Annotated in this window: 25 protein-coding genes, 1 tRNA gene and 1 pseudogene; 14 read left to right on the top strand and 13 right to left on the bottom strand. The window is 60.8% G+C overall.

Features of this window, described 5'->3' with window-relative positions:
• The first annotated feature begins 2 nt into the window (after nt 1-2).
• Together AMC88_RS16470 and AMC88_RS16465 are read left to right on the top strand one after the other, a co-directional pair.
• A complete protein-coding gene (locus tag AMC88_RS16470; protein WP_012484859.1) occupies nt 3-2,216 on the top strand; it encodes an amylo-alpha-1,6-glucosidase in 2,214 nt (737 codons plus the stop codon).
• Between the two features lie 488 nt (nt 2,217-2,704).
• Entirely contained in the window at nt 2,705-3,454 is a 750-nt protein-coding gene (locus tag AMC88_RS16465) for a Crp/Fnr family transcriptional regulator (protein ID WP_012484857.1), read from the top strand.
• Nucleotides 3,455-3,632: 178 nt separating this feature from the next.
• Here AMC88_RS16465 and AMC88_RS16460 read toward each other — a convergent pair whose 3' ends face one another.
• The gene (locus AMC88_RS16460; RefSeq protein WP_064825519.1) at nt 3,633-4,700 is read right to left on the bottom strand and encodes a cyclic nucleotide-binding domain-containing protein; all 1,068 of its coding nucleotides are present in this window, start codon (nt 4,698-4,700) and stop codon (nt 3,633-3,635) included.
• A 687-nt stretch (nt 4,701-5,387) separates the two neighbouring features.
• Between AMC88_RS16460 and AMC88_RS33675 the strand changes: the two genes are divergently transcribed.
• Both AMC88_RS33675 and AMC88_RS33670 read left to right on the top strand, forming a co-directional pair.
• Complete coding sequence (locus AMC88_RS33675; RefSeq protein ID WP_157050089.1) at nt 5,388-5,825, top strand: hypothetical protein; 438 nt, start codon at nt 5,388-5,390, stop codon at nt 5,823-5,825.
• Nucleotides 5,826-5,959: 134 nt separating this feature from the next.
• Nucleotides 5,960-6,286, top strand: coding sequence for a pyridoxamine 5'-phosphate oxidase family protein (locus AMC88_RS33670; RefSeq protein WP_012484853.1), 327 nt, complete (start codon nt 5,960-5,962; stop codon nt 6,284-6,286).
• Here AMC88_RS33670 and AMC88_RS34080 read toward each other — a convergent pair.
• From AMC88_RS34080 to AMC88_RS16430, 5 genes and pseudogenes are all read right to left on the bottom strand, one after another.
• Nucleotides 6,229-6,426 (bottom strand): annotated as a pseudogene (locus AMC88_RS34080) (rhodanese-like domain-containing protein); the annotation flags it as partial. The gene AMC88_RS33670 and the pseudogene AMC88_RS34080 sit on opposite strands and share 58 nt — an antisense overlap.
• 110 nt (nt 6,427-6,536) lie before the next feature.
• Complete coding sequence (locus AMC88_RS16445) at nt 6,537-7,268, bottom strand: HoxN/HupN/NixA family nickel/cobalt transporter (RefSeq protein ID WP_081277735.1); 732 nt, start codon at nt 7,266-7,268, stop codon at nt 6,537-6,539.
• Complete coding sequence (locus AMC88_RS16440; protein ID WP_012484851.1) at nt 7,268-7,705, bottom strand: YqaA family protein; 438 nt, start codon at nt 7,703-7,705, stop codon at nt 7,268-7,270. Before AMC88_RS16440 ends, AMC88_RS16445 begins: the two co-directional genes overlap by 1 nt.
• A gap of 4 nt (nt 7,706-7,709) precedes the next feature.
• Nucleotides 7,710-7,988 carry a metal-sensing transcriptional repressor gene (locus AMC88_RS16435; RefSeq protein WP_086004640.1) on the bottom strand — a complete coding sequence of 93 codons (279 nt, stop codon included), beginning with the start codon at nt 7,986-7,988 and terminating at the stop codon, nt 7,710-7,712.
• Nucleotides 7,989-8,058: 70 nt separating this feature from the next.
• Entirely contained in the window at nt 8,059-9,405 is a 1,347-nt protein-coding gene (locus AMC88_RS16430; protein WP_064825518.1) for a cation diffusion facilitator family transporter, read from the bottom strand.
• Between the two features lie 127 nt (nt 9,406-9,532).
• Here AMC88_RS16430 and AMC88_RS33175 point away from each other — a divergent pair, with 127 nt between their 5' ends.
• From AMC88_RS33175 to AMC88_RS16415, 3 genes are read left to right on the top strand one after another with little or no spacing between them, the layout of a single operon-like run.
• A complete protein-coding gene (locus AMC88_RS33175; RefSeq protein WP_141397923.1) occupies nt 9,533-9,868 on the top strand; it encodes a hypothetical protein in 336 nt (111 codons plus the stop codon).
• Nucleotides 9,869-9,926: 58 nt separating this feature from the next.
• A complete protein-coding gene (locus tag AMC88_RS16420) occupies nt 9,927-10,655 on the top strand; it encodes a HupE/UreJ family protein (protein WP_012484847.1) in 729 nt (242 codons plus the stop codon).
• Nucleotides 10,656-10,672: 17 nt separating this feature from the next.
• Nucleotides 10,673-11,314, top strand: coding sequence for a hypothetical protein (locus AMC88_RS16415; RefSeq protein WP_012484846.1), 642 nt, complete (start codon nt 10,673-10,675; stop codon nt 11,312-11,314).
• Nucleotides 11,315-11,437: 123 nt separating this feature from the next.
• Here AMC88_RS16415 and AMC88_RS16410 read toward each other — a convergent pair whose 3' ends face one another.
• Entirely contained in the window at nt 11,438-12,013 is a 576-nt protein-coding gene (locus AMC88_RS16410; RefSeq protein WP_064829997.1) for a peroxidase-related enzyme, read from the bottom strand.
• Nucleotides 12,010-12,492 (bottom strand): CMD domain-containing protein, encoded by a 483-nt coding sequence (locus tag AMC88_RS16405; RefSeq protein ID WP_012484844.1) that lies wholly within the window; start codon nt 12,490-12,492, stop codon nt 12,010-12,012. Before AMC88_RS16405 ends, AMC88_RS16410 begins: the two co-directional genes overlap by 4 nt.
• A gap of 167 nt (nt 12,493-12,659) precedes the next feature.
• Here AMC88_RS16405 and AMC88_RS16400 point away from each other — a divergent pair, with 167 nt between their 5' ends.
• The 6 genes from AMC88_RS16400 to AMC88_RS16375 are packed head-to-tail and all read left to right on the top strand — an operon-like array spanning nt 12,660 to nt 18,180.
• Nucleotides 12,660-13,649 (top strand): LysR family transcriptional regulator, encoded by a 990-nt coding sequence (locus tag AMC88_RS16400; protein ID WP_012484843.1) that lies wholly within the window; start codon nt 12,660-12,662, stop codon nt 13,647-13,649.
• Complete coding sequence (locus tag AMC88_RS16395) at nt 13,646-15,121, top strand: NAD(P)-binding domain-containing protein (RefSeq protein ID WP_012484842.1); 1,476 nt, start codon at nt 13,646-13,648, stop codon at nt 15,119-15,121. Before AMC88_RS16400 ends, AMC88_RS16395 begins: the two co-directional genes overlap by 4 nt.
• Before the next feature lie 8 nt (nt 15,122-15,129).
• Nucleotides 15,130-15,870, top strand: coding sequence for an amino acid ABC transporter ATP-binding protein (locus AMC88_RS16390; protein WP_012484841.1), 741 nt, complete (start codon nt 15,130-15,132; stop codon nt 15,868-15,870).
• A gap of 15 nt (nt 15,871-15,885) precedes the next feature.
• Nucleotides 15,886-16,704 (top strand): amino acid ABC transporter substrate-binding protein, encoded by an 819-nt coding sequence (locus AMC88_RS16385; RefSeq protein ID WP_012484840.1) that lies wholly within the window; start codon nt 15,886-15,888, stop codon nt 16,702-16,704.
• Between the two features lie 57 nt (nt 16,705-16,761).
• A complete protein-coding gene (locus AMC88_RS16380; RefSeq protein WP_012484839.1) occupies nt 16,762-17,469 on the top strand; it encodes an amino acid ABC transporter permease in 708 nt (235 codons plus the stop codon).
• Between the two features lie 18 nt (nt 17,470-17,487).
• Nucleotides 17,488-18,180, top strand: coding sequence for an amino acid ABC transporter permease (locus AMC88_RS16375; RefSeq protein ID WP_012484838.1), 693 nt, complete (start codon nt 17,488-17,490; stop codon nt 18,178-18,180).
• Nucleotides 18,181-18,239: 59 nt separating this feature from the next.
• Here AMC88_RS16375 and AMC88_RS16370 read toward each other — a convergent pair whose 3' ends face one another.
• From AMC88_RS16370 to xylF, 5 genes are all read right to left on the bottom strand, one after another.
• Nucleotides 18,240-19,430 carry an MFS transporter gene (locus AMC88_RS16370; protein ID WP_012484837.1) on the bottom strand — a complete coding sequence of 397 codons (1,191 nt, stop codon included), beginning with the start codon at nt 19,428-19,430 and terminating at the stop codon, nt 18,240-18,242.
• A tRNA-Arg gene (locus AMC88_RS16365) sits at nt 19,423-19,499 on the bottom strand. The genes AMC88_RS16370 and AMC88_RS16365 overlap by 8 nt, the downstream gene beginning before the upstream one ends.
• A 198-nt stretch (nt 19,500-19,697) precedes the next feature.
• Nucleotides 19,698-20,480, bottom strand: a complete 783-nt coding sequence (locus AMC88_RS16360; RefSeq protein WP_012484836.1) for an ATP-binding cassette domain-containing protein — start codon at nt 20,478-20,480, stop codon at nt 19,698-19,700.
• Nucleotides 20,481-20,494: 14 nt separating this feature from the next.
• The gene (locus AMC88_RS16355; protein ID WP_004671313.1) at nt 20,495-21,808 is read right to left on the bottom strand and encodes a sugar ABC transporter permease; all 1,314 of its coding nucleotides are present in this window, start codon (nt 21,806-21,808) and stop codon (nt 20,495-20,497) included.
• 259 nt (nt 21,809-22,067) lie between these two features.
• Entirely contained in the window at nt 22,068-23,108 is a 1,041-nt protein-coding gene (gene xylF / locus AMC88_RS16350) for a D-xylose ABC transporter substrate-binding protein (RefSeq protein WP_012484835.1), read from the bottom strand.
• 228 nt (nt 23,109-23,336) lie between these two features.
• Between xylF and AMC88_RS16345 the strand changes: the two genes are divergently transcribed.
• Nucleotides 23,337-24,560, top strand: a complete 1,224-nt coding sequence (locus tag AMC88_RS16345) for an ROK family transcriptional regulator (RefSeq protein ID WP_012484834.1) — start codon at nt 23,337-23,339, stop codon at nt 24,558-24,560.
• Nucleotides 24,561-24,580 lie beyond the last annotated feature (20 nt).

The raw sequence follows: 24,580 nt of genomic DNA, 5'->3' as shown, positions 1-24,580 counted from the left end.
GGATGGGAAAAATGCCGATCGATCCCTCCGACAGTCTCCCAGCGCCGGCGGCCTCAGGTACGCCGATCGCTCAGTTTATGATTCCGGCAACCGCTTCCCTCCAGGAGCGACAGCCACTGATCCTGAAACACGGCGATACATTCGGCGTTTTCGATCACAATGGTGACATCCTTTCTGGACCGGACAGTCCGGAGGGGATTTTCCATCGCGACACGCGCTATCTCTCTCACCTCACCTTGGCGATAAATGGCCAGAGGCCGATGCTGCTGTCTTCGACATTGCGCGACGACAATGCCACGCTCACATGCGACCTGACCAATCCCGATCTTTTCGACACAGCCGGAAAACTCATTATCGGCCACGATCAGGTGCATCTGCGACGCACCCGTTTCCTGTGGAACTCGCGTTGTCACGAACGGCTGACGGTGCGCAACTACCACGAAGCTCCGCAGGACGTCCGCATCGAGATTGCATTTGCAGCAGACTTCGCCGACCTCTTCGAGGTACGCGGAACTGCGAGAGCCAAGCGGGGCCAACATCTGAAGCCGATCGTCAAGGGTGAGGCAATCCTTCTTTCCTATGAAGGTCTCGACCATCGTCGGCGGTCGACGAGAGTCTCTTTCGATCCTCCCCCAGACGAATCCGACGATGGGCTCGTCCGATATGACCTGCGGCTTGCGCCGCACGAAACCCGCTCATTGTTCATCGAAATCGCATGCGATCCGGGAGAAGACGAAAAATCGCGCCACTGGTCCTTCTTCTTCGCCTTGCGTGACGCCCGGCGTGCCCTTCGAACCTTGTCGTCGAAAACGGCTTCGATCCTTACTTCCAACGAGATCTTCAACGAGGCAGCACGACGATGCGCGGCGGATCTGCATATGTTGATGACCGACATGCCGGAGGGACCCTATCCCTACGCAGGCATTCCGTGGTTTAGCACCGTCTTCGGGCGGGACGCACTCATAACCGCCATGCAGACACTTTGGCTCGAACCGGAGATCGCCGGTGGCGTTCTAGGTTATCTGGCCGCAAACCAGGCGAAGGAATTAGATCCGGCCCGCGACGCGGAGCCTGGGAAAATTCTGCACGAGGTCCGTTGCGGAGAAATGGCCGAGTTGGGCGAGGTTCCGTTTCGTCGCTACTACGGCAGCATCGATTCCACACCGCTGTTCGTCATGCTGGCCGGCGACTATGTTAAACGGACCGGCGACCTTGAGACCATCAAACATATTCTGCCTCAGATCGAGGCGGCATTATCATGGATTGAGGATTACGGCGACCGTGACGGCGATGGCTTCGTCGAGTATGGCCGACTGACTGAGGAAGGCTTGATCAATCAGGCCTGGAAAGACAGTCATGATTCCGTTTTCCATGCCGACGGACGTCTGGCCAAGGGGCCGATCGCAATTGCCGAAGTCCAAGCCTATGTTTACGGTGCCTGGAAGGCTGCGGCAGAAATATTCCAGCGCTGCGGGAAATCAGGCCGCGCATCGGCTCTGCTTGCGAGGGCAGACCAACTACGCCTCGCCTTCGACGAACACTTTTTCGACGAGGAGCTTGGTACCTATGTCCTGGCACTCGACGGCGATAAGCGACCTTGCAGAGTTCGATCGTCAAATGCGGGCCATGCGCTATTTACCGGTATCGCCTATCAGGAGCGAGCCGAACAGGTTGCGCGCACCTTGATGAGCGCGTCATCGTTCTGCGGTTGGGGCATTCGAACCGTCGCCTCAACCGAGGCGCGCTATAACCCGATGAGTTATCACAACGGCTCGATTTGGCCGCACGACAACGCCTTGATCGCCAAGGGTCTCGCGGTCTATGGCTATCGAACCGCAGCGGCGAGAATATTCGATGGCCTCTTTGCGGCGTCTACTTATATCGATCTGCGGCGGCTTCCCGAACTTTTCTGCGGGTTGTCGCGTCAGCGAGCGCAGGGCCCGACTTTTTATCCAGTGGCCTGCTCCCCTCAAGCCTGGGCGGCGGCAGCACCGCTCTTCCTCTTACAATCATGCCTTGGCCTCGATTTCGATCCGAGGACGTTACAGATCAGCTTTCATGAGCCGCAGCTTCCCGCGTTTCTTGACGAAGTCGTGTTGCGGCGCCTGCGCATCGGCGCCGGCTCCGCGGATATCGCATTGCGCCGCTCCGGCCGCCAGGTCGTGGTCGATGTCATTGATCGCAAAGGCGATATCCGGATCGTCACGACTGTATAACATCATGACTGCGCCCATCTTTACTGAAAAACGGCGATAATGCTGCTCTCAACAGCATGTCCGTGAACTTCTGCACTGTCACCCAGCACAGCGGTATCGCAACCGATGCTGATCTCCTGGTCGAATAACGATGCTTTTCGTTTCAGATGAAGGACGTTCGTCCGTATTTGACGCGTCGTGCCCACACGCGGAAGCATCTCCGCTCACGTGACTGCTCCCACGGTAGCGCCCTGAAAACGGGTGAAAGGCGACAGCGTGATGACGACGGCGCCACGGTTCAGAACACGAACATGCCGCGACCGCGGGGTGCGAGCCGGCGCATCGCCGGCTCAGCAAATTCAAAGCCTTCGACTTGGAATTGTCGGAGAGCGCACAGAGCCTGCGATCTACTGTATCGATTTCTTCCCTTGTGCGTTTATTGAGAAAGTTGGAAGCTGTTTGCGCGAAGGAATGATGAAGCAAGCCGTGAGCATCGGGGAGGCGAGGCTGTGGCAGGAATCATCAAAGATAGGACAACCAACAGGTTGATACGCGGCCTTCCTGATGAGGCATTCACGCTTATTGCCCCTTATTTGAAGCGCGTCGATTTACCGGTGGGCACTCCGCTCGTCGAAGCCAACAAACCGATTGAGCATGTTTATTTTATTGAGAGCGGCTTGGCCTCGATGGTGGCCACAAGCGCGGATGGCAACAGTCTCGAAGTTGGCCATATCGGGTATGAGGGTATCAGCGGATATCCTGTTCTGCTTGGTATCGATCGAACGCCGAACCGTACGTTCATGCAGGTCGCAGGGTCGGGGCTTGCGTTGTCCGCAAACCGATTTCTCTCGCTCCAGGCCAACCCGGAAGCCCACCTCATTTTTCTGCGCTACATCCACACTCGGGAGCTGCAACTTGCTCACTCCGCGTTGGCGGCTGCACGATACTACATGCACCAGCGATTAGCCCGCTGGCTGCTGATGTGTCATGATCGCCTTAACGTGGACGACATGCCGCTTACCCACGACTTCCTTGCGTTGATGCTGGGAGTTAGGCGTGCGGGCGTCACGCTTCAATTGCACATCCTCGAAGGTATGCACGCGATCAAGTCAACGAGAGGCAACGTTCGTATTGTGAACCGTGGAATCCTCCTTGAAGTTGCCGGCTCCTCCTACGGCGTCCCGGAGGCAGAATATGAACGGCTGATTGGATCGGAGCTGAGTCAGGAGAGACCACTAAAATTGAGGGAAGCCGGCTGATCACGCTAATTGCCAACGCCCGCCCGCGGGCGGCTATTTGTTGCTGGTGCGCGAGGGGACAGGGGACTGGGTTGGTCTCATCTACACCAATCATTCGCGGCTCTCTGCGAAATCGATCGCTGTCGTCATAGGCAACAGGGGGAATTGCTGTTCCTTATTTCACTGCCATGCCGGAGTGTTATGGCAACCCGGGCGCCCCGCCCCGCCGCTCCAGCGCCGTCTTGCGGATGGTCTCCGCGATCTCCGGACTACTGCTCGACAACATCTGGAAATCCACGGCGTAGAGCGACAGCAGCGATACCTCGGTTGCCGCGCTGACCGTCGCTGAGCGGGGATCGCCACTGATCAGCGCCATCTCGCCAAAGAAGTTTCCGGCACCGAGTTCCACTGGATGGTCGGGTGTCGCCACGGTGACCCGCCCCTCGACAATGAAGAACATCTGATCGCCAACCTCACCTTTGCGGCAGATCACGGAACCTGCGGGGACAATGCGCGGTCGCAACGCCCGAACGATCTCGATCAGTGCCGCGGAACCAAGCTTCTGGAACAGGGGTACGGCAGCGACCAATTGCCAGTTGCGAACGAAGTCTTGGCGGCGAACCTCTTCGTAGAAGCCGGTGGCGAGGATGCCTGCCCAAAGAGCAAAAATACCGATCCCGCTCATCATCACCAATCCGGCCAGAACTCGACCTGCAAGGCTCTGCGGGATCTCGTCACCGTAACCGGTCGTCGACAGCGTCACGACCGCCCACCACATCGCCTGCGGAATGCTGCCGAACTTGTCGGGCTGGACGTCTCGCTCGATGATATAACCGGCCAACGCAGCGCCAAAAAGAACGATGCCGAACACCGATGTCACGCCAAGCAGATTGCGCGATTCATTCGCGACCACCTTTGCCAGCAGCCTGAAGAAGGTCGAGTCGCGCAACGGCTTGAGAAGCCAAATGGCGCAATAGAGGTCTCGATCACGGGACCCAACGAACAAGAATGCAGCAGCCGGAACCAGAACCGCGAGCAAATCGATCACGAGGGCCGCCATCCCGCCCGACAAGTGGCGTCGTGAAAGCAATGTGCCGCTCAGTTGGAAAACATAGGCCAGCCAAATTGCCGCAAGTAGCAGCTCTAAGACAAGCCTCTCCTGTCCAGTAAGGCCCTGCGTCGTCAGTGCGGCAACAACCAGGAGACCGATTGTAGCGAACAGCGCGTTGAGCGGCGTCGAAATCTTTGAGAAAGGCACTGCCGCCATTACATACTCCCAACGCCCGGCATTCGTGGACAATAGATACCTTCAGGTCACACACAAGGGAACGGGGACTGATGCAATGTGTCTTCGCACCAAAGAATTTGGCAGCCGGAATCGCGTTACAACATTTCACGGAGCCGCCCACCCGTGAAACTCGACAAGTTGGACTTTTCGGAAAAGGGCCCTACATCCGCTCTATCGTCGGCAACCGAATTCGTAGGCGCTGACGGCTGAGGGTTACTCTGTGCTCCCGCCTGCAAATTGCGGTGTGCACCTATGGGCAAGCCCCCGTTCGACCCGTTGAAATCCTCCCGCGCTCTCATCCAACGATCATACGAGTTGCTGGCGTCAACCAGTCGGCTCGTCTCATCGGAACGGCGGTTCCAGGAGTTGGCCGAAAACGACCGCCCAGACCCAGCGTCTAGTCAACGCGAGGCCGTGTCCCCGGAAAGTTGAAAGCTTATGCTGGCGGTGTGGAGCGCACTTCGGTGGGCGCTCGAATGGTCAAGGTACACCTGATCCGGGGGATAGCGCTCTTGCGAGGCCTTGGTTCGAATGTCCCCCAGGTTCAATCCCTCGTTTATGAGCTCGAACCTCGTTCTCCACTCTGTTTCCGTTGATGAAGTTGTCCAAATGCGGTGACGCGGCTGAAGGATTCAGAGGGGAATCCAGGTCATCCAAGCGCACATAGTGCGACATCATGATCTTCCCGCCGTGGGTGGTCGGGTGACTTGCCAGCAGAAAGGAGGCGCCGGCCCACCGCTGCAGGCCGTCCTGAATGTGCAAACGATGATTAAGTGTGCGGAAAAGCGGGTGATTGCGGTGATGGATCGCATTCCTGACTGCAATCAAAAGCCAAGCATCGGCATGATCCAAGTACGGAAAGATTTCCTTGGAAACATCGTAGAGCGTGTGGATGGCGTGGAGCTTCATCTCAAACGTGCGATCAACATTATCGATTGCTTCCTCCCGATCGACTCTGAAATCGCGGCGAAATCCATATTCCGTTCGCCGAATATGCGCATGGCATTTGCGAGGTTGCTGATTGCTCCCTCAATGACACTGTTGTCGCTCAAAGTTCCCCCATCAGTCGATAGGTTCGCCCATTGGCATTTAATGCCCAAATAGCAAAAACACCCGAGTCTTTGCCCCGAGATACTCGTATGTCACCGTGACCGACGCAAATCCAGTTACGGCATCTTGTGTCGAAATCTTGTTCCGAGGTTGCCTAGCTCCAGGCTCTCCCGGGTTGCGGACAGTCATTGTACGAGGGGGCCAGCTTCGACGGGGCCACGGTCTCCTTCATCACGGACATCCGGTCGACGAAGATCAAGGATATCGGCCGAGACCCTCGAGTTTCTGGGATTGCCTACGATCTCGATAGCCGCGTTCAGATCAAGCTCGTAGGCACCGCAATGATCGTGGAGGATGAGGATACCCGGCGGGCAATTTGGCAGCGACTGAAACCGCCTACCCGCAAACAGTTTGAGACGGACCTGCCTCCCGGTATCGTCCTATACTCCGGCGACGGGCAGATAATGACGACTGGGCCGACCATCGACGACTCCCATTCCTCCACCGTTCGGTAGTCTCGACGTTGGGATCCGGGAACAAGGCGCGGATCTGCATTGAAATCCTCGTCGATCCGGACATCAATGAGCGCCGGGGCGCCGGGCGTCCCTACGATGCGGCTGAGTTTGTCTGATGTGATTTCAAGAAATGACGGCATGGCAGCGCGTCCTCCGTTCTAACGGTTTCACAGGACGCGATTCTTCGGCCGTGGCCTCGTGGGGCGATCGCTGCCCCTTGACGCGAAATTTTCAAAGCATGACCGCTGTGTCAAGCAGTCGTTATCCAGTTCGAGATTTCAACGGCGGCGACACCCACCAGCGCGGCGCCTGCAAGTCCTCCGGTAAGGCGGGAGACAGCAGCAAGGAGTCGCGGACGGGTGCGCATGAGGTGGGAAATACGTTCCCGGAAGAAGACGGCGAGCAGGGCGACGAGCGACAGGGTCAGCGCGACGCCTATCATCATCGTGAGCGCGAACAACAGCCCTGTGACGACGACTTGGTGGATCATTGCAAAGGTCATGACGAAAAGCGTCAATGGGCATGGCACGAGTCCCGCCACGAACCCAACTAGGAGACCTTCGCCTTCGGGATGGACGTGCGCTTGCCTGAAGACTGCGGAAAGCAGCATCCATATGCCGATAAGCCCAAGCAGCCCGCGGCTAACGACTTCGAGAACTGGGGATGATCCAGCATCGACGAATGAATTCGATACCAGCGGAAGGGCGAGCAGCGCGATGAGGACGGCCATCGCCACATGCGTAACGGATAGCGCCAGCGACACAAAAAGCGCGCGATGCGCCTTGGTGGAGGAACCCGCGAGATAGGTGGCAAGCACCGACTTGCTGTGGCCGGGAGTCATTGCATGCACTGCCCCGAAGACGATTCCCATGGGTAGGAATGCGAGGAAGGCGGCCCAGCCGCCTCCCGCCGCGAACGCCTTGATGTGTCCGGCGAAGGCAAGATAGATTTCCCGCTGGACGTCGACGATCTGCTGGAACATCAGGTCAGTCCCGTCGTCGCCACTGCAAGCCCGAGGTAGCGGCCGACCTTCGCAATGGTCACGAGAGCCAAAAAGGTCGGCAGCGGTTCCCGCAGGACGCCCGCCACCAACGTGATAGGATCGCCCACGACAGGCAGCCAGCTCCCAAGCAGCGACCATTTTCCGAAGCGCTGGTACCACGCTTGCGCCCGTTCGAGCGCGGCGGGCTTGATCGGAAACCACGGCCGATCACGGAAGCGCTCGATTCCGCGGCCGAGAAGCCAGTTCGCGAAAGCGCCGAGAACGTTTCCCAGGCTGGCAACGAGGATCAGCCCGAACGTCGAGAACTTCGCCGATACAACGAGGCCGACGAGGACTGCTTCCGACTGCATCGGCATGATCGTCGCAGCGCCGAGGGCCGAAGCGAACAGTCCGAGATAGGCAAGCAGGTCGGCCATGCCGTCAGAGGTACTTGGTGATTGTCTTGAATTCGTCGATAGACTGCCGCTTGTCGCGCGGAAGGGCGCCGACGGTCTCCTCGAGGCAGTGATCGAGATGATCCTGGATCAGCGTTCGCTTGGCATTGACGATGGCCTTCTCGACGGCCGACAGCTGCTGGGCGATGTCGAGGCAGGGTTTGCCGCTCTCAATCATGGTGATGACACTCTTCAGGTGACCCTCGGCCCGCTTCAGGCGCTTGACGATCTCCGGATGGGTGGCGTGGGTGTGCGGTTCGGTCATCGTGTCCATGTTCTCGATCCCTCTAAGGGAGGCGGCCCGACCTTACGCCGTTGGCCGCCCGTCCGGCAAGTCAGTGGTGGTGGCCTTCCGGCTCTTCCATCCGGAAAGCAAGGTCATCGATCTCGACACCCGCCATCAGCTTGAGCACGGCGTCGAACTCATGAGGTTCCGCCGGAGCGATGGTGCTGACCAGAGCATGATGATCCGTCGCCGAAGGAAGAAGTGGCAGCCGTTCGACGCCGGCGTCTCGTGCGATCTCCACCACGGCTTCGATGCCCTTGGCATGCTTCGAGATCGAGAGACGCATGCGTTCGCCGTCGGGCGTGTCGATAATCTCCAGCAATCCGGTCGCCAATCGAGAATTCACCGTGAACGGCGCTGGGGCGTGATGGTGGGCGTGGGCTGCTGCAACTGGCGGCGCGCCGCCTTGATCGTGGAACTGAATGGTGGTGGCGTTTCCAAGGGAAGGCAAGTGTCCCTGCAGCTCTCGGCGAAGGGTGGCCGCGACCACGTTCGCTTCCGACAGCGTCTTTGAGGGATCCACTTCAATGACCACATCGGCGTAGAGTTTGTGGCCGAGCCAGCGGGCCTTCACATCGACGACGTTGTCGATTCCTTGAACGTGTTCGGCAGCATGACGAATCTCGTCCGTAATGCTTGGCTCGACGCCGTCCAGGCTCCGGGTGACGACGGCCCTCGCAGACTGCCAGACGATTCCAAATATCGCGAGCGTGATCAGCAGGCCGATGATGGGATCTGCCAGCGGGAAGCCCATCCAGACGCCCAGCGCGCCGAGGACGACGGCGAGGCTCGTCAACCCGTCTGTGCGGGCATGATAGCCATCGGCGATCAGCGCGGCGCTGTTCATTTCACGGCCAACACGGATACGGAACACTGCGACAGCCTCATTGCCAATGAAGCCGACGACGCCGGCGATCGCCACCGCTAGAAGCTGGGTGATCGGCTGCGGGTTGATCAGGCGGTCGATCGCCTCATAGCCGGCGACAAGCGCGCTGAAGAGAATGATAAGAACAATGATGAGGCCTGCGTAGTCCTCGACCCGGCCGAGGCCGTAGTTGAAAGTCTTCGTCGCGGCACGGCGGACGAGTGAGAAAGCGATCCACAAGGGAATCGCCGTAGCGGCGTCGCCGACGTTATGGATGGTGTCGGCGAGAAGTGCGACGCTGCCCGAGTAGAAAACGACAACGAGCTGCAGCACTGCGGTGATCGCCAGGATCACAAAAGACCACTTGATGGCCCAGATGCCACGCTCGGAGGAGGCGATGCTCGGGTCGACCACGCCGTGAGTATGGCCGTGGCCGCCTTCTCCATGTGAGTGAGCGTGGGCGCCGTGGCCGTGGCCACTTGATTGACCGGCAGGGCCAAAGCCGAGCGATTCCTTGATGCTGGCAAACATTGCGAACCTCTGATGAAAGTTACCTTTACCTATCCCCCTGGAGAGGATGCGTCAAGTTGCTCTCTTGTGTGCGTGTGCGAACAGCGTTATCGATGTCGGCATGAATCGAAGGGTAGCGAGAATAAACATGGCAGCCGCCCTCATGGCTGCGATTGCCACGCTGCTCTATTCGTTAGTGGCACAGTCTACGCATTCTCCCCGTCTTCATCAGTTTTCGACCGTCATCTCCAGTGATCTTCACTCTCACGAAGATGGCGGACATTCGCATGACGATGCCGATATCGGCGGCGAGAGTTCGGAAGTCTCCGATCATCATCATGCCGATCACACGCATGACAAGGCCGGACTCGTCGCGTTGCCGACCGCGAACCTCCGCCTTCTGCTCGCGGTCACCTACTCGGACCGGGAGTCGGCACTCCACGCCGGGCCCCGCTTTGGCATAGAGCGTCCGCCTCGCGCCTGAAGTCGTTCCGATCGATGCCGCTCCGGCGGCCGTTTCCAACGATTTCACGGAGCTTCCTATGAAGCAGTTTTTCTCCGGGGGCGGAGGCAGCGCAGTTGCGCGCGTCTTCGTCGCCCCCATGATGCTCGCCCCGCTATCGATCCTCGCGATGGCCGGCGCGGCAGCAGCCCATGCAGTCGCGGAAGGCGACAAGGGCTACATACAGGAAATATCTGGCATCAACCTGATGCCGTTCGTCTACCTGGGCGCAAAGCATATGGTGACGGGATACGACCACCTTCTGTTCCTGTTTGGCGTGATCTTCTTTCTCTACAGGCTGAAGCACATCGGCATCTATGTCAGCCTGTTTGCGATCGGCCATTCCACCACGATGCTGCTTGGCGTCTACTATGGTTGGAACGTCAGCTCGTTCTTGGTCGACGCCATTATCGGTCTGTCGGTCGTCTATAAGGCGCTGGACAACCTCGGGGCATTCCAGCGGTGGTTCGGCTTTCAACCGAACACCAAGGCCGCGACCCTCGTCTTCGGCTTCTTTCATGGTCTCGGCCTCGCAACGAAGATTCTCGAATACGACATCGCCGAAGACGGCCTCGTGCCGAATCTTCTCGCCTTCAATGTCGGCGTCGAAATCGGGCAATTGATCGCGCTAACAATCATTCTCATCGGCATGAGCTACTGGAGGAAAACGTCAAGCTTCCTGCGCCATGCCTACACCGCCAACGTCCTCATGATGACCGCCGGATTCGTGCTGATCGGATATCAGCTCACCGGCTACTTCGTCGCCTAAATCGAAAGGTATCAACAATGTTCAATTCACGAATGCCCGCTCCGGAAGACTTGCCGTCATCCAAGCAGCTCGTCAGGTCGACGATCATTGCAGCCGCCGCAGCCGCAGCCATCCTCGTCACGGTCGTTCTTCCATCGGAATACGCGATCGATCCGACGGGGGTCGGCTCCGCTCTCGGACTGACTGCGATGGGCGAGATCAAGACGCAACTCGCCGAGGAAGCCGAGATGGATCGTGTCAATGCGACCGTTCCGGCCCGACCGGCGACCGGACAGGAGGATTCCAGCCTAACGGACTGGATCGTCCGCCAGTTCGGAATTGCTTCCGCCCACGCTCAGGAAGCTGAACGCCAGGACGAGATGTCGGTCACGCTGCAGCCTGGAGAGGGAGCGGAGATCAAGCTCACGATGACCAAGGGCGCGAAGGCGAACTACGCTTGGACTGCAAACGGAGGCAAGGTCAACTTCGACACCCATGGTGACGGCGGTGGCGAAAACATCAGCTACGAGAAAGGTCGCGGCGTCGCCGAGGACAGCGGTGTCATTGAAGCAGCCTTTGATGGAAACCACGGCTGGTTCTGGCGCAACCGCACGAGCGCACCGGTCACCTTGACGCTCAAGACCGGCGGCGCCTACACCGACATCAAGCAGATGATGTAATCGCCGGGGCCGCGCCTTCGGGCGCGGCCCTCTCCTCCGCGGATACTCTTTTCAGCCTACCGCAGTCTTATCCAGCTCAAGACCCGCAACCGTGGCAGGACGCGGTCTTTCGCTTTCGGAAACCTAGTCCTTGATGGGTTCGCCGAGCGTATGCATCAGGCGGTTCGCCCAGCCGAAGATGGCGGACGACAGAACAAGATCCAGGGATTCAAGCTCGGAGAGGCCGACGTCGGCCAGCGCCTGCGCGTCCGCTTGCGTCGCTTGCGGAGGCGTTGTCGACAGATGTGCCGAGAAGTCGAAGATCGACTGAAGGTGCTCGTCGAGTTCGGCGTCGAGCCCATCGGTGAAGATCGTGTTAATCACATCCTCGCGCTTGGTATGGCTGATGAACCGAGACGCATGGACCGCGGCGCAATAGACGCAGTGGTTGACGACCGACGCGGCCGTGGCGCCCAGTTCGCGTTCGCCCGGTGAAAGCCCATCCTTCCCATACATGATCAGGTTGAGCAGGGGAGAACGCACTGCAAGCGATTCCGGATCGTGTGCGAGGGTTAGGACGTAGGTCGAGATGCCCTTGTTGGAGGGCGTGACCTGCATCGCCTCTCGCTGCTCCTGCGTCGCGGTCGCGAGATCGACGGGAACGACGTAGGGCTGCCAGCGCGGAACCAGGGTGGTGAAGCGATGCACGACTTCGCTCATGGTCTTGCTCCAATCAGTGCCAATCCTGCGATGACACGCACCTGGTAGTTTACAAAGGCGGCAAGCTCCGAGAGCCGGACAATGTCGGCATCGTTGATGCCGAGGCTGCGCAATTCCTCGATATGGCCGCGGGTCGCCTCGCGCGGCGCGATCGTCAACCGGTCGGCGTGTTTGACGATCGCGGCGATCCGCTCATCTCTGACGTTCGCACCCGGTTGCGCAAGCTTCGCCGTGAATGCTTCGGCCGCGCGTTCCACTAGGCCATCGTAATGGCTCGCAAGCGCCTCGTTGCGATTGTGCCGGGCCATGCGGGCGGCGAGAGCTGCCCGAAGCCCATACGACAGGCCGCCGGGATCGCGCGGCAGGAGCACCGCATCATGAGCGGCCTCGCTCAAGCGCAGGATCTCCGCGCGCTTTTCCATTGCCTCGGCGAGCGCCGAGCCCGGCCTCACGGAGGCGAGAGTTTCGATGAGTGTCAAAAGAGGCTCCTTTGCATCTCGCTGGAGAGCACTAGGTAGGTCTCATAATCCATTATGTCAAAGTAGCATGAAGAGCTAAATTGGATGCGAAATAATTATCTATTCCCCACTGATTTTATGGAAAACTCATGCTTTCATGGCATGAAAAACAATGGATGATATGAGTTATGCATAATAGCCCGATCGATATTCGACAACTGGAGGCCTTTGCGGCGGTGATGTCGGCTGGCAGCGTGACCGGGGCGGCCCGTCTGCTCGGACGCTCGCAGCCTGCCGTGACAAGGCAAATCCAGGATCTGGAAGCAGATCTTGGCTATCCGCTCCTTCACAGAAGCGGTCCGCGCATTCAGCCGACATCACGAGGCCTGCGCTTCCACGCAGAAGTCGAGCGTCACCTTGCAAGCCTGACCCATATCCGCGAACGGGCGGAGGCGATCGGCCTCGACGAGCCGGCGACGTTGACAGTCGCTGCGACGCCGTCGCTTGCTGCCGGAATCCTGCCGCAGGCGCTGGCGGCCGTCTCGTCGGATCTGATCCCGCGTCATCTCCACGTGCAGGCGCTCGCAGCCGAGAACGTCGTGCAGGCGGTGCTGGCCCGTTCCGCGGATCTCGGAATATCGAGCCTTCCACTCGAACATCCGGGCCTCGAAATCCACTGGATTGCGGAAGCTCCCTGTGTCGTCGCCATCGGCATCGACGATCCCCTGGCCGCGAACGAGGTAGTGCGCCTGGCGGATCTCGCTGATCGCCCTATCATCACGCTCGCAAATCCGTACCGTCTTCGTCACCGCATCGACGAGGCGTTGGGGCGAGTGGGGGTTGCTCCCGAGCGTATCATCGACGTGAATGCTTCGCTGACGGCGCTCTCGCTCGTTCGCGCCGGATTGGGTGTTGCCATCGTCGAGCCCGCCACTGTCTGCGGAGTGCCGTTGGATGGCATCGTCATGCGGGTGGTCGATCAGACCATTCCCTTCCTGTTTGGTGCGATCTCCGCTGCGGCGTTGCCCCTCACGCCGACGGTCTCCGCCGTGATCGACGCGGCACGCGCAGAGGCTTTGGCGATGCCAGGCTGCCGTCTGCTGGAAGCGAACGGCACGGATGTGCTGGCAGACACCGTCTACGGGCAGACTATCATTTCCGAAGGAGCGCCCGTATGAGCGACCTTTCCACATTTCCGAGCGGCCTGGATGCCCTTGAGGCGCGACTGCGTCAGGATCTCGCCTGGCTTGAGTTGCCCGCGAAGGCGTGGGTGCCTGCCCGGACAGTGAAGGGCCAGCCCGTCGTCGATGTCGTCATCATCGGTGGCGGCATGGCAGGCCTCGTCGCCTCCGGGATGCTGAAGCGCCTGGGTGTCGCAAACCATGTCGTCCTCGACAAGGCTCCTGCGGGTCAGGAGGGGCCATGGGTCACGTTTGCCCGGATGCGAACGCTTCGCTCTCCAAAGCAGCTCACCGGTCCGGCCATGGGACTGCCTGCTCTCACGTTCCGGGCCTATTACGAAGCACGCTTCGGCCGCGAGGAATGGGCGGCGCTAGACCGCGCGCCACGCGAGATCTGGATGGAATACCTGATCTGGTACCGACGGATCCTCGAGCTTCCCGTGCGCAACGGCGTGTCCGTCGATGTGGTGCTCCCGCGCGAGGATGGCCTGCTCGACCTCGTTTGCAGCGAGGGTGGCCGCGTGGAGACGATCATCGCGCGTCACGTGGTTTTGGCGACTGGGCGCGACGGGCTTGGGGGTCCGTTCGTGCCTGCGATCGCCAAAAACATTGACCGCGGACACTGGGCGCACACCGCCGACGAGGTCGACTTTTCGGCGCTCCGCGGCAAGCGGGTGGGTGTGATCGGTGCGGGCGCGTCGGCAATGGACAATGCCGCGACTGCTCTCGAAGCAGGAGCGGCACGACTGGACATGTTTGTTCGCCGCAAGGAACTGCCACGCATCAACAAGTTCACGGGCATCGGCAGTCAGGGCGTCGTGCATGGGTTTGCGGGCCTGCCTGACGAATGGAAGTGGCGCTTCCTGAACTATGCCATGGGCGAGCAGACGCCGCCGCCGCGGCCGAGCGTCCTGCGCGTCAGCTCCTTCGACCAGGCTCATCTTCACCTGGAAAGCCCGATCAACGGGCTGGAGCAGGAAGGCGACCACATCGTCGTGACGACGCCGAAGGGCCGTTATCCCGTCGATTTCCTCATTTTCGGAACGGGCTTCAAGATCGACCTGGCCAATCGGCCGGAACTTGCAGCCTTCGAACCGCATATCCGCCTCTGGCGCGACCGCTTCCCGACGCCCGCGGGGATGCACAACGCCGAACTCGAAGCTTCGCCTGATCTTGGGGAAGCGTTCGAGTTCCTTGAAAGGGAGCGGGGTTCGTGCCCGACGCTGGCGAAGATCCATTGCTTCAATTTCCCGGCGACGCTGAGCCACGGCAAGCTTACGGGCGACATCCCGGCGATCAGCGAGGGCGCGGACCGGCTGGCACGAGGAATCGTGAGGTCGCTCTTCGTCGCCGACCGCGAGAAGCACTTCGAAAATCTACAGGCCTTCGATACGCCGGAACTCCTCGGAGACGAGTGGACCGACGCCGAGACCGAAGTGCCTGCCGAACTATCCTCCGAAAGGACCTGAGACCAGAAATGCTTGAGATCAAGAACCTAAAGCTGTCCTACGGAAGCACGCAGATCCTGAACGGGGTCGACCTGTCGGTGAAACGCGGCGACGTGGTCTCGATCATCGGCCCGAGCGGAACCGGCAAGACGACTTTGCTGAAGTGCATCAACCACCTGGTCAAGCCGTCGTCGGGAACGATCGCGTTCGACGACATCCGGATGGACTTCGGCCGTCCCGACAAGAACGCGGTGCAGGCGATCCGTCTCCGGACGGCGATGGTGTTCCAGCAGTTCAACGTCTTCAAGAACATGACGGTCATCCAGAACGTCATGGATCCTCTCGTGGTCGTGCAGCGGAAATCCAGGGACGAAGCCCGCGAGACCGCCCTTCAGGAACTCGAGCGGGTCGGCCTTTCGGATAAGCTCGATAGCTATCCTTCGCAGCTCTCCGGCGGCCAGCTCCAGCGAACGGGCATCGCCCGCGCGTTGGCGGTCAAGCCGGACGTGATGCTCTTCGACGAGCCGACCTCATCGCTCGATCCCGAGCTCGTCAACGAAGTCCTGAAGGTCATCAAGGACGTAACGTCCTCGGGCATCACCTCGCTTCTCGTCACCCACGAGATGCAGTTCGCGAAGAACATCTCGAACCGCATCGTCTTCATGGACCGGGGTGTCGTCGCAGCCGACGGCAGTCCGACCGAGATTTTCGACAACCCCTCCAACCCGCGCCTCGCTCAGTTTCTCAATTCCGAACGCGCGATCCAGTAAGAAAGGATGCCTGAAATGACTTCTATAAGCTCAATCTCGCGCCGTGGTCTCGGTCTCGCCGTAGCAGGCGTCGCGATCGCCTTCGCAACGGCCTCGTTTGCGGAGGATGTCCGCACGATCAAGATCGCCACGGCGGCGGAATCGAAGCCGCTCTCCTGGGGTGCCATCGGCGTGGAGCCGCAGGGCTACGAGCCCGATGTCCTGAAGGCGATCAACGCGAAGCTTCCGCAGTACAAATTCGTGATGGAAGGTGCGGCCGACATCGCGCAGGAGACGGGTCTTGCAACTGGCAAGTACGACATCGCGACCGGCGGCTACTACCGTGCGCCCGCACGCGAGAAGCAGTTCCTTATTCCCGAAGCGCCGATCGGCGCCAGCCTGATTAAGATCTACAGCCGCAAGGACAGCGGCATCAAGGAGATGAAGGACCTCGTCGGCAAGAAGATCGTGCCCGTGACGGCAGGTGGCGGTATCTACAAATTCGCCACGGCCTGGCAGGAAAAGAACCCCGACTACAAGATCGAGGTCACAGCTTCGAGCGCCGGCATCCCGTATCCGGATCGTCTGAAGGAAGTCGAGAACGGCAAGTACGATGCATTGGTTCTCCCGTCCAATCTCGGCGAGCAGACCGTGATCGACCAGCAGAAGCTGAACGTGCAGGCCAGCGAGCCAGTCGCGATCAACAACACCTTCGTGCTGATCCACCGTTCCGAAGAGAACCAGGCGCTGGCCGACGGTATCGACAAGGCGCTGAAGGAACTCAAGGCCGACGGCACGCTCGCCAAGCTTTCGCAGAAGTGGTTCGGCGAGGACATCACCACGTACATGAAGTAACGCTGGGCTTCGAAGCCCGGCGACCAGGCACGAGACTGAAAGAAGGAGTGTTCCGACGTGGACCTATCCATCATGATCCCCGAGCTGCTCTCGGCATTGCCGCTGACGCTGGCGATCACGTTCACGGCCATGGCCGCCGGCTTCGTGCTGGCCTTGATTGCGACGACGTTCCGGGTGCGTAGGATCCCCGTGATCAGCCAGTTGGCTGACCTGTACGTTTCCTACGCCCGGAGTGTGCCCGTCGTGCTCCAGTTGTTCGTCGCCTTCTACGGACTTCCGGTGCTTGTTGGCATGTTCGGCGTCGAGGACTTCGTGTCGCCGAACATCGCCGCAATGCTGGGCTTGAGTCTCTACCACGGCGGCTATCTGTCGGAAGTCATGCGCCCTGCCTATCTGGCTGTCGAACGCGGGCAGCATGATGCGGCCGACAGTCTCGGCTATACGTTCCGCCAGAAGCTGCTGCGTGTCCTCGCCCCGCAGGCGGTGCACATCGCTCTGCCGGGCTACGGAAACTCCATCATCTACCTCATCCACAACGTGGCTCTGGTCATGTACATAGGCGCGGCCGACGTGATGGCGACCGCCCACCTTGTGATGGAGCGCGACTACAACCAGTATCAGTTCGAGACCTACCTTGTGCTGGCGGTCCTCTACTCGGTTCTGTGCCTGGTCGCATGGCTGGTCGTCCGCTTCTTCGAGCTTCGTTCTGCGAAGTTCGCGCCAAGCGTGACGCCTGCAAGAACCGCACTGATGGCCAGCGTCTGATCGAGGGAAGGAAACATCATGTTCGATATCGAAGTCCTTCTTCCCGATCTCTGGGACATCCTCGGCGCCGTGCCGCTGACGCTTGCCATGGCTCTCGTCATCTTCGTTCTCTCGACGATCATCGGCAGCCTGTTCGCCATGGTCGAATACCGCCGGATACCGGTGCTCCGGCAGCTTGTCGTCGCCTACAAGGTCGCCTTCAAGGGGGTTCCGATGGTGGTGGTGATCTTCCTCGCCTACTACGGTCTTCCTTCGACGCTGCAATTCCTCACGTCGCTTGTTGGCGGGGAGTACAATGGCCATTCGACACCGAACTGGGTGACCCTGATCGTCGCCCTGACCGCCTGTGTCGCTGCCTTCCAGGCCGAAGTAGTGAAAGGCGCTCTAAACTCCTTCGATACCGGGCAAGCCGACGCCGCTTATTCTCTTGGCTACAGGAAGAGCCAGCTTTTCCGCCGGGTCATGCTGCCTCAGGTGGTTGTCGCCGCCATTCCAGACCTTGCGAACTCCTTCATGGTGATCATGAAGGCGCTGTCGCTCGGGTTCGCGATCGAGGTGGTCGATATCTTTGCCCAGTCGCAATTGACCGCGGCGTTGAACTTCTACTACCTCGAGGCCTTCCTCGTCGCAGTCGTGATCTACATGGTGATCGCCTATGCCGTAACCCAGATCGCCGATAGGACGGAGCGAGCCCTTAGGGTACGGACCTAGGGGCGTGCTCATGCCGGGCTCGAGTGAGGTGGAGCGGCGGCCCGGATTGGGTATCTCCCTCAGCGTTCCTCCGGCGGTTTGTGGTGCCGAAACTGCAAAAGCAATAGCAAATCGTAGACGATCTTTAATGTGCCGCAAATAAGGAGCGGCCAAGCGCGAAAAGATGTCGCGAACAGAGCACCAGCAAGCGCGGGGCTCGCCGCCGCGGCAAGGCTACGCGGTACCGACGTGAAACTCGCGGCCGCGGCCCGCTCTGCCTCAGTCACAACCGCCATCACATAGGAGGAGCGCGTCGGCACGTCCATCTGCGAGAGCGCGGCGCGGATCATCAGCAGTATCAGAACCAAAGGCAAGGTGGGCGCGAAAGCCGCCAGCATCAGCGCGATGCTGGAAGGTATGTGGGTGAACACCATGGTGTTGATGAGCCCGATCCGCCGCGATAGCCATGCCGCGATAGGGAACGAGAATGCTGACAACACGCCCGTCCAGAAGAAGAACACCCCAACTTCTGAGAGCGATAGGTCGAATCGCTCGAATAGCCAGAGAGCGAGCAGCGACTGAACGACGAAGCCGCCTGCGAACGCGTCGAGGCTGAATAGGGCTGCGAGTTTCAGGACGATGGCGCGCGAGGGACCGAGCGCCGTGGCGGCTTCGGGGGCCTCCCGGTTTGGCAAACGTGTCGGGATGCGGGAATAAAGAAGGGCACCGGCCACGCCCACGATCGCATAGAGCACGAACATCAGTTTGATAGCGGTCAGTTGTCCAAGTCCGACGAACGCCCTGGCGTCGGGCAGTGCCGCCGCAAGTGCGCCAAGCGTGCTTGCGAGCGCCCCGACGAGGCTGTAGCGCGCGAACATCCGCGTCCGATCGGCATCGCCGACTTCTCGAGCGAGGACTGCGTGCTCCAGCGGCACGAAGATGCTGACGCTGCCGGCGGACGGATTGACCGTGCCGGCGCATGCGACGACCAGCAGAAGCGCGTAGTCGGTGACGACGGACATGGCAGTACCCGTGGCAACCATCAGGCAGGCTGCGGCCAGAAGCAGGCGGCGCAGATCATGGCGCACCCCGAGTATCCCCACGGCGATAGTCAACAGCGCGGAGCCCAAAAGGGACGCCGTCGCGAGCACACCGACCTGCAACGGCGAGAAGCCCAAAGCAAGCAGATAGACCGGCAACAGGATGGTCACAAAACCATCGCCAAAATCCCGCAGGGCGCGGGCAGCAAAGAGATATGACGTTTGGCGCACCCGACAGGATTCGAACCTGTGACCTTTGGAATCGGAATCCAACACTCTATCCAGCTGAGCTACGGGTGCATGCCTGAGGCGGTTTGAATCGCCTGTCCGATGGGTGGTTCTTAGCCTAGCTTGCGGCCGGCTTCAATCGCGAAATTCTCAGAAATACCGATGCTTGCGGTTTGCAGGGTGTTTTTATTCGTCGGCCTCGGGATTGAACGAAAAACTCCGCCGGCCTTGCGGGCGGCGGAGCGGTCGTCGGGCGATGAGCTTGGCGGCTCAGATCTGCATGGCGCCGGGGCCGGGGATGGCCTTCGGCGGTACCTTGCCGAGGATGATCATGCCGAGCACCTCGTCCTTGGTCACGTCCTCGGTGCGGGCGTGGCCCACCACCTGGCCGTTCTTCATCACCGAGACGCGGTCGGCAAGGTCGAAGACGTCGTGGATGTCGTGGCTGATGAGGAAGATGCCGATGCCTTCCTTCTTCAGCTGCTTGATCAGCTCGCCCACCTGCGCCGTCTCCTGGGGCCCGAGCGCTGCCGTCGGCTCGTCCATGATCAGGATGCGGGCGTTGAAGAGGATGGCGCGGGCGATCGCCACCGATTGCCGCTGGCCGCCCGAGAGCGCCTTTACCGGCTCCTTGAAGCGCTTGAAGTTAGGGTTCAAGCGCCCCATCACTTCGCGCGCCGAAGCTTCCATCGCCACGTCGTCGAGCGTGCCCCAGCGAGTCTTCAGCTCGCGGCCGAGATAGAGGTTGGCGGCGGCGTCGACATTGTCGGCGACGGCGAGCGTCTGGTAGATCGTCTCGATCCCGTATTTCTTGGCATCGCGCGGATTGCGAATGTCGGCCGGCTCGCCGTTGATCAGGATCTCGCCGGAGTCGCGCTTGTAGGCGCCGGAGAGGATCTTGATCAGGGTCGACTTGCCGGCGCCGTTGTGGCCGAGAAGGGCGACGACTTCGCCGGGGTAGAGATCGACCGAGGCATTGTCCACGGCGTGGATGCCGCCGAAGGAGATCGAGATGTTTTTCAGTTCCACGAGGGGAGTGCGGTGATCAGTCATGTTTGAGGCTCCTCTCACTTGGCACGGGCGCGATAGACGGTGTCGAGCCAGACCGCCACGACGAGGACGGTGCCGACGACGACGCTCTGCAGCGGCGTGTCGACATGGGCGAGAACCATGCCGGATTGCAGCGATTGCATGACGAGCGCGCCGAGCATGGCGCCGGCGATCGTGCCGGTGCCGCCCGCCAGCGAGGTCCCGCCGATCACGGCAGCGGCGATGGTGTAAAGCTCGTCGAGCGTGCCCTGCGAATTGGTCGCCGCGTTGAGGCGGGCGGTGGAAATCGCCGCCGCGATGGCTGCGAGAACGCCCATCAGCGCGAAGATACGCACCGTCACCCAGCGGGTCTTGATGCCGGCAAGCTCGGCAGCCTCAGGGTTGCCGCCGATCGCGAAGACATAGCGGCCGAAGCGCAGGCGGGTGGCGATGAAGGTCATGATGATGCCGACGACGATCGCTATCAGCACCGGCACGGCGATGCCGTAGGGAATATCGAGGCCGGTTTCGGGCCAGGGGATGTTGTTGGTCTCGGCATATTTCTTGGCGATGTTGATCGGCCAGTAATAGCTGTTGGCGATCGAGACGGCGCCGAGGATCAGCACGCAGCTCAGAATGGCGAGGAAATATTCCGCCCACATCGGCCGGCGCGGAAAGCCGAAGCGGCGGCGCTGGCGGCGCGAGCCGACGATGCTGGCGATAACGAAGAGGCAGGCGGCGATGCCGACGATCCAGCTCCAGGTGGCGCCGATCGAGCCCTCCGCGCCGCCGCCCATGATGCGGAAGGTCTGGTCCATGGGGGCAACCGTCTGGCCGCTGGTGACGAGCCAGGTCGCGCCGCGCCAGACGAGCAGGCCGCCGAGGGTGACGATGAATGAGGGAACGTTGAGGAAGGCGATGATCATGCCCTGGAAGGTGCCGATCAGGCCGCCGGCGATCAGGCCGATCATCAGCGTGATCACCCAGGTGAAGGGGCTGTCGAAGCCGATATACTCAGGCAGGATCTTCGCCTGGGTCACGCCCATGATCATGCCGCAGAGGCCGAGCACGGAACCGACCGACAGGTCGATATTGCGGGTGACGATGATCAGCACCATGCCCGTCGTCATGATCGCGATATCGGTCGTCTGGACCGAGAGGTTCCAGAGATTGCGCGGGGTCAGGAACAGGCCGCCGGTGATGATGTGGAAACCGATCCAGATGATGATGAGCGCGCCGATCATACCGAGCAGGCGCGTGTCGATCTCGGTTGCGCGGAAGAAGCGGGTCACCGGATTGGCTTCCGCCGTTCGCGGCCCGCTTGATGTGGTGGATTTTACCATTTCGGCCATGGGTTTGCCGTTCCCCCATTGTGTTTGGACGGCTGCGCCGGCGTGCCCGGGTTGTGGGCGGCGTCATCGTCCGTTCTTCAACTGACCATCGTGATGCTTCCGGAAACCGGTCGCCTGGCGTCGCGACACCCTTCCGGCAGGGAATGCAAGTCCGCGATGGTGCGGCGAAGCGGAGGAACTGCATCCTTGGAGTTCTCTTCCGCATCCGGCGCCGCAACGGTGGTGCGTTGCGGCGCCGGCATTTCAGTTTCGAGCTTGCTTACTTGCAGGCGGCGACCGTGCCGGCCTTCACACCCTGGCAGGCTTCAGCCTTGGAGATCCAGCCGGCGTCGATGACGACGTTCAGATTGTCTTTGGTGATCGCGAGCGGCTTCAGGAAGACCGACTGCATTTCGACGCCCTTCGGGCCGCCCTTGAAGGCCTGTGCGCCGTCGATCTTGCTCATGTCCTTGCCGCCGGCGAGGTCGAGAGCGATTTCGGCTGCGCGCTTGCCGAGTTCGCGGCTGTCCTTCCAGACGGAAACCGTCTGCGTGCCGAGAGCGATGCGGTTCAAGGCCGCCTTGTCGCCATCCTGCCCGGAAACCGGAACGGAGCCGGCGAGGCCCTGGGCGTCGAGTGCTGCAATCGCGCCGCCGGCCGTGCCGTCGTTGGAGGCGACGACGGCGTCAACCTTGTTGTTGTTGGCGGTCAGGAACTGCTCCATGTTGCGCTGGGCGTTCTCCGGCAGCCAGCCGTCCGTATAGGCTTCGCCGACATTCTTGATCTTGCCGGCGTCGATCGCGGCCTTCAGCACTTCCTGCTGGCCCGAGAACAGGAAATCGGCGTTCGGGTCGGAGGACGAGCCCTTGATGAAGACGTAATTGCCTTCCGGCTTCGCCTTGAAGACGCCCTGAGCCTGCAGGCGGCCGACTTCCTTGTTGTCGAAGGTGATGTAGAAGGCGGCCGGATTTTCGATCAGGCGGTCGTAACCGACGACCGGGATGCCTTCAGCGGCGGCCTTTTCGATTGCCGGGCCGATCGCGTCGGAGTCCTGGGCGAGGATGATCAGCGCGTTGGCGCCCTGCGAGATCAGCGATTCGACGTCGGTCAGCTGCTTGGCGGCAGAAGACTGCGCGTCAGCGGAAATATACTTGGCGCCCTTGGCTTCGAGAGCCTTCTTGATGGCGGCTTCATCCGTCTTCCAGCGCTCTTCCTGGAAATTCGACCAGGAAACGCCGACGACGAGGTCTTTAGCCATGGCAACGGTATGCACGGAAACGAGGATGGCGGCGCCTGCCATCAATTTCAAAATAGACTTCATAATGTCCTCCCGAGTGAGTTGCGACCGGCCCAGCCCATGCTTCCTCCGGCCACCGCGATAAGCCTGTCGAGGAAAGTTCGGATTATTTTCTCGACAGTCGAGAAATTTGATGTCAGAGATTTTTTCAGCTGTCAACACTGGACTACCGGCTTCCGCCCCTTGCGCAGCGACCGCCGGAGATGCAGTGGAAATCAGGGATAGGGCAAGCAGGAGGAGAGGGCGGCATTCATGCTGACCAAGTCGAGCACGGAGCTGGTCCGGCAGAGAAACAGCGTGCTCGTGCTGTCCGTGCTGCGCCGTCACGGCGCGCTCGCCCATACCGAAATATCCGATTTCACCGGCCTTTCCTCGGCCACCATTTCGGCGATCACGGCGGATCTGGAACGCGCCCAGATCATCGAAAAATCCGAGCAGCAGGCGGCGAGCGGCCGCGGCCGGCCGCGGGTGCTTTTGCGCCAGCGGCGCGATTGCGGCTATCTCATCGTCGTCATCATCTCCTCGGATGCCGTGCAATATTCGCTGGTCGACTATGCCGGCAAGCTGATCGACCGCTTCAGCGAGGAGCGCTCGCATGATCCCTCGGGGGCGGGCCGCTTTATGGAAGGCGTGCGCGCGGGGCTGTCGCGCATTCTCGACCGCTCCCGCATTTCCCAGGAAAAAGTGCTGTTGATCTCGATCAGCAGCAAGGGCCTGGTCGATTCCACCGAGCCGGTGCTCCTCTGGTCGCCGATCTTCGGCGGCGACCGGATCGATTTCGAATCGGCGCTCCGGCCGGATTGGCAGGCCAAGGTCATTCTCGATAACGAGACTCTGCTGGTCGCCGCCGCTCTCGGGGCGCGCGAGGAGGTCGTCAAGGGCGCCGATTTCCGCTCGCTCGCGGCGCTGTCGCTCGGCCACAGCATCGGCCTCGGCATCGTCCGGCGGGGAGGGCAGACGGGACAGGAGGTCTCGGCGCCGAATTTCGGGCATATGCTGCACATGGCGGGTGGCGGCCTCTGTCGCTGCGGCACGCGCGGCTGTATCGAGGCCTATGCCGGTTTCTACGCCATCCTGCGCAGCGCCTTCGAAGTGCCGCTCGATACGATCCCCGCCAAATTCGTGCCCGTTGCTGAACTCGACAAGATCGCCGCCAAGGCTCGCCAGGGCCACCGCACCTCCGCCTTCGCCTTCCGCCAGGCGGGCCTGGCGCTCGGCAACGGCCTGTCGCGTATGCTCAGCCTCACCGAACGCATGCCGATTGCCATCACCGGCCCCGGCACGCGCTATTACGACCTGCTGCGCCAGGGCATCGAAGAGGGCCTCGGCCAGTCGCATATCGTGCGCATGGAAGGCATGGCGGAAATCCGCATCGTCCCCGAAGAACCCATCCTCGTCTTCGAAGGTCATCTCAACCGGGCGCTCTCGGTGATCGACCAGGACATAGTGGTCTCGGGCGTTCAGGGCGGGGAGTAGCGGTTCCCCCTTCGCCCCAG

Origin of the sequence: Rhizobium phaseoli (assembly GCF_001664385.1) — a bacterium.
GTDB lineage: Bacteria > Pseudomonadota > Alphaproteobacteria > Rhizobiales > Rhizobiaceae > Rhizobium > Rhizobium phaseoli.
The sequence above is the reverse complement of the archived record's forward strand: the minus strand, read 5'-3'. Positions and strand labels throughout refer to the sequence as shown.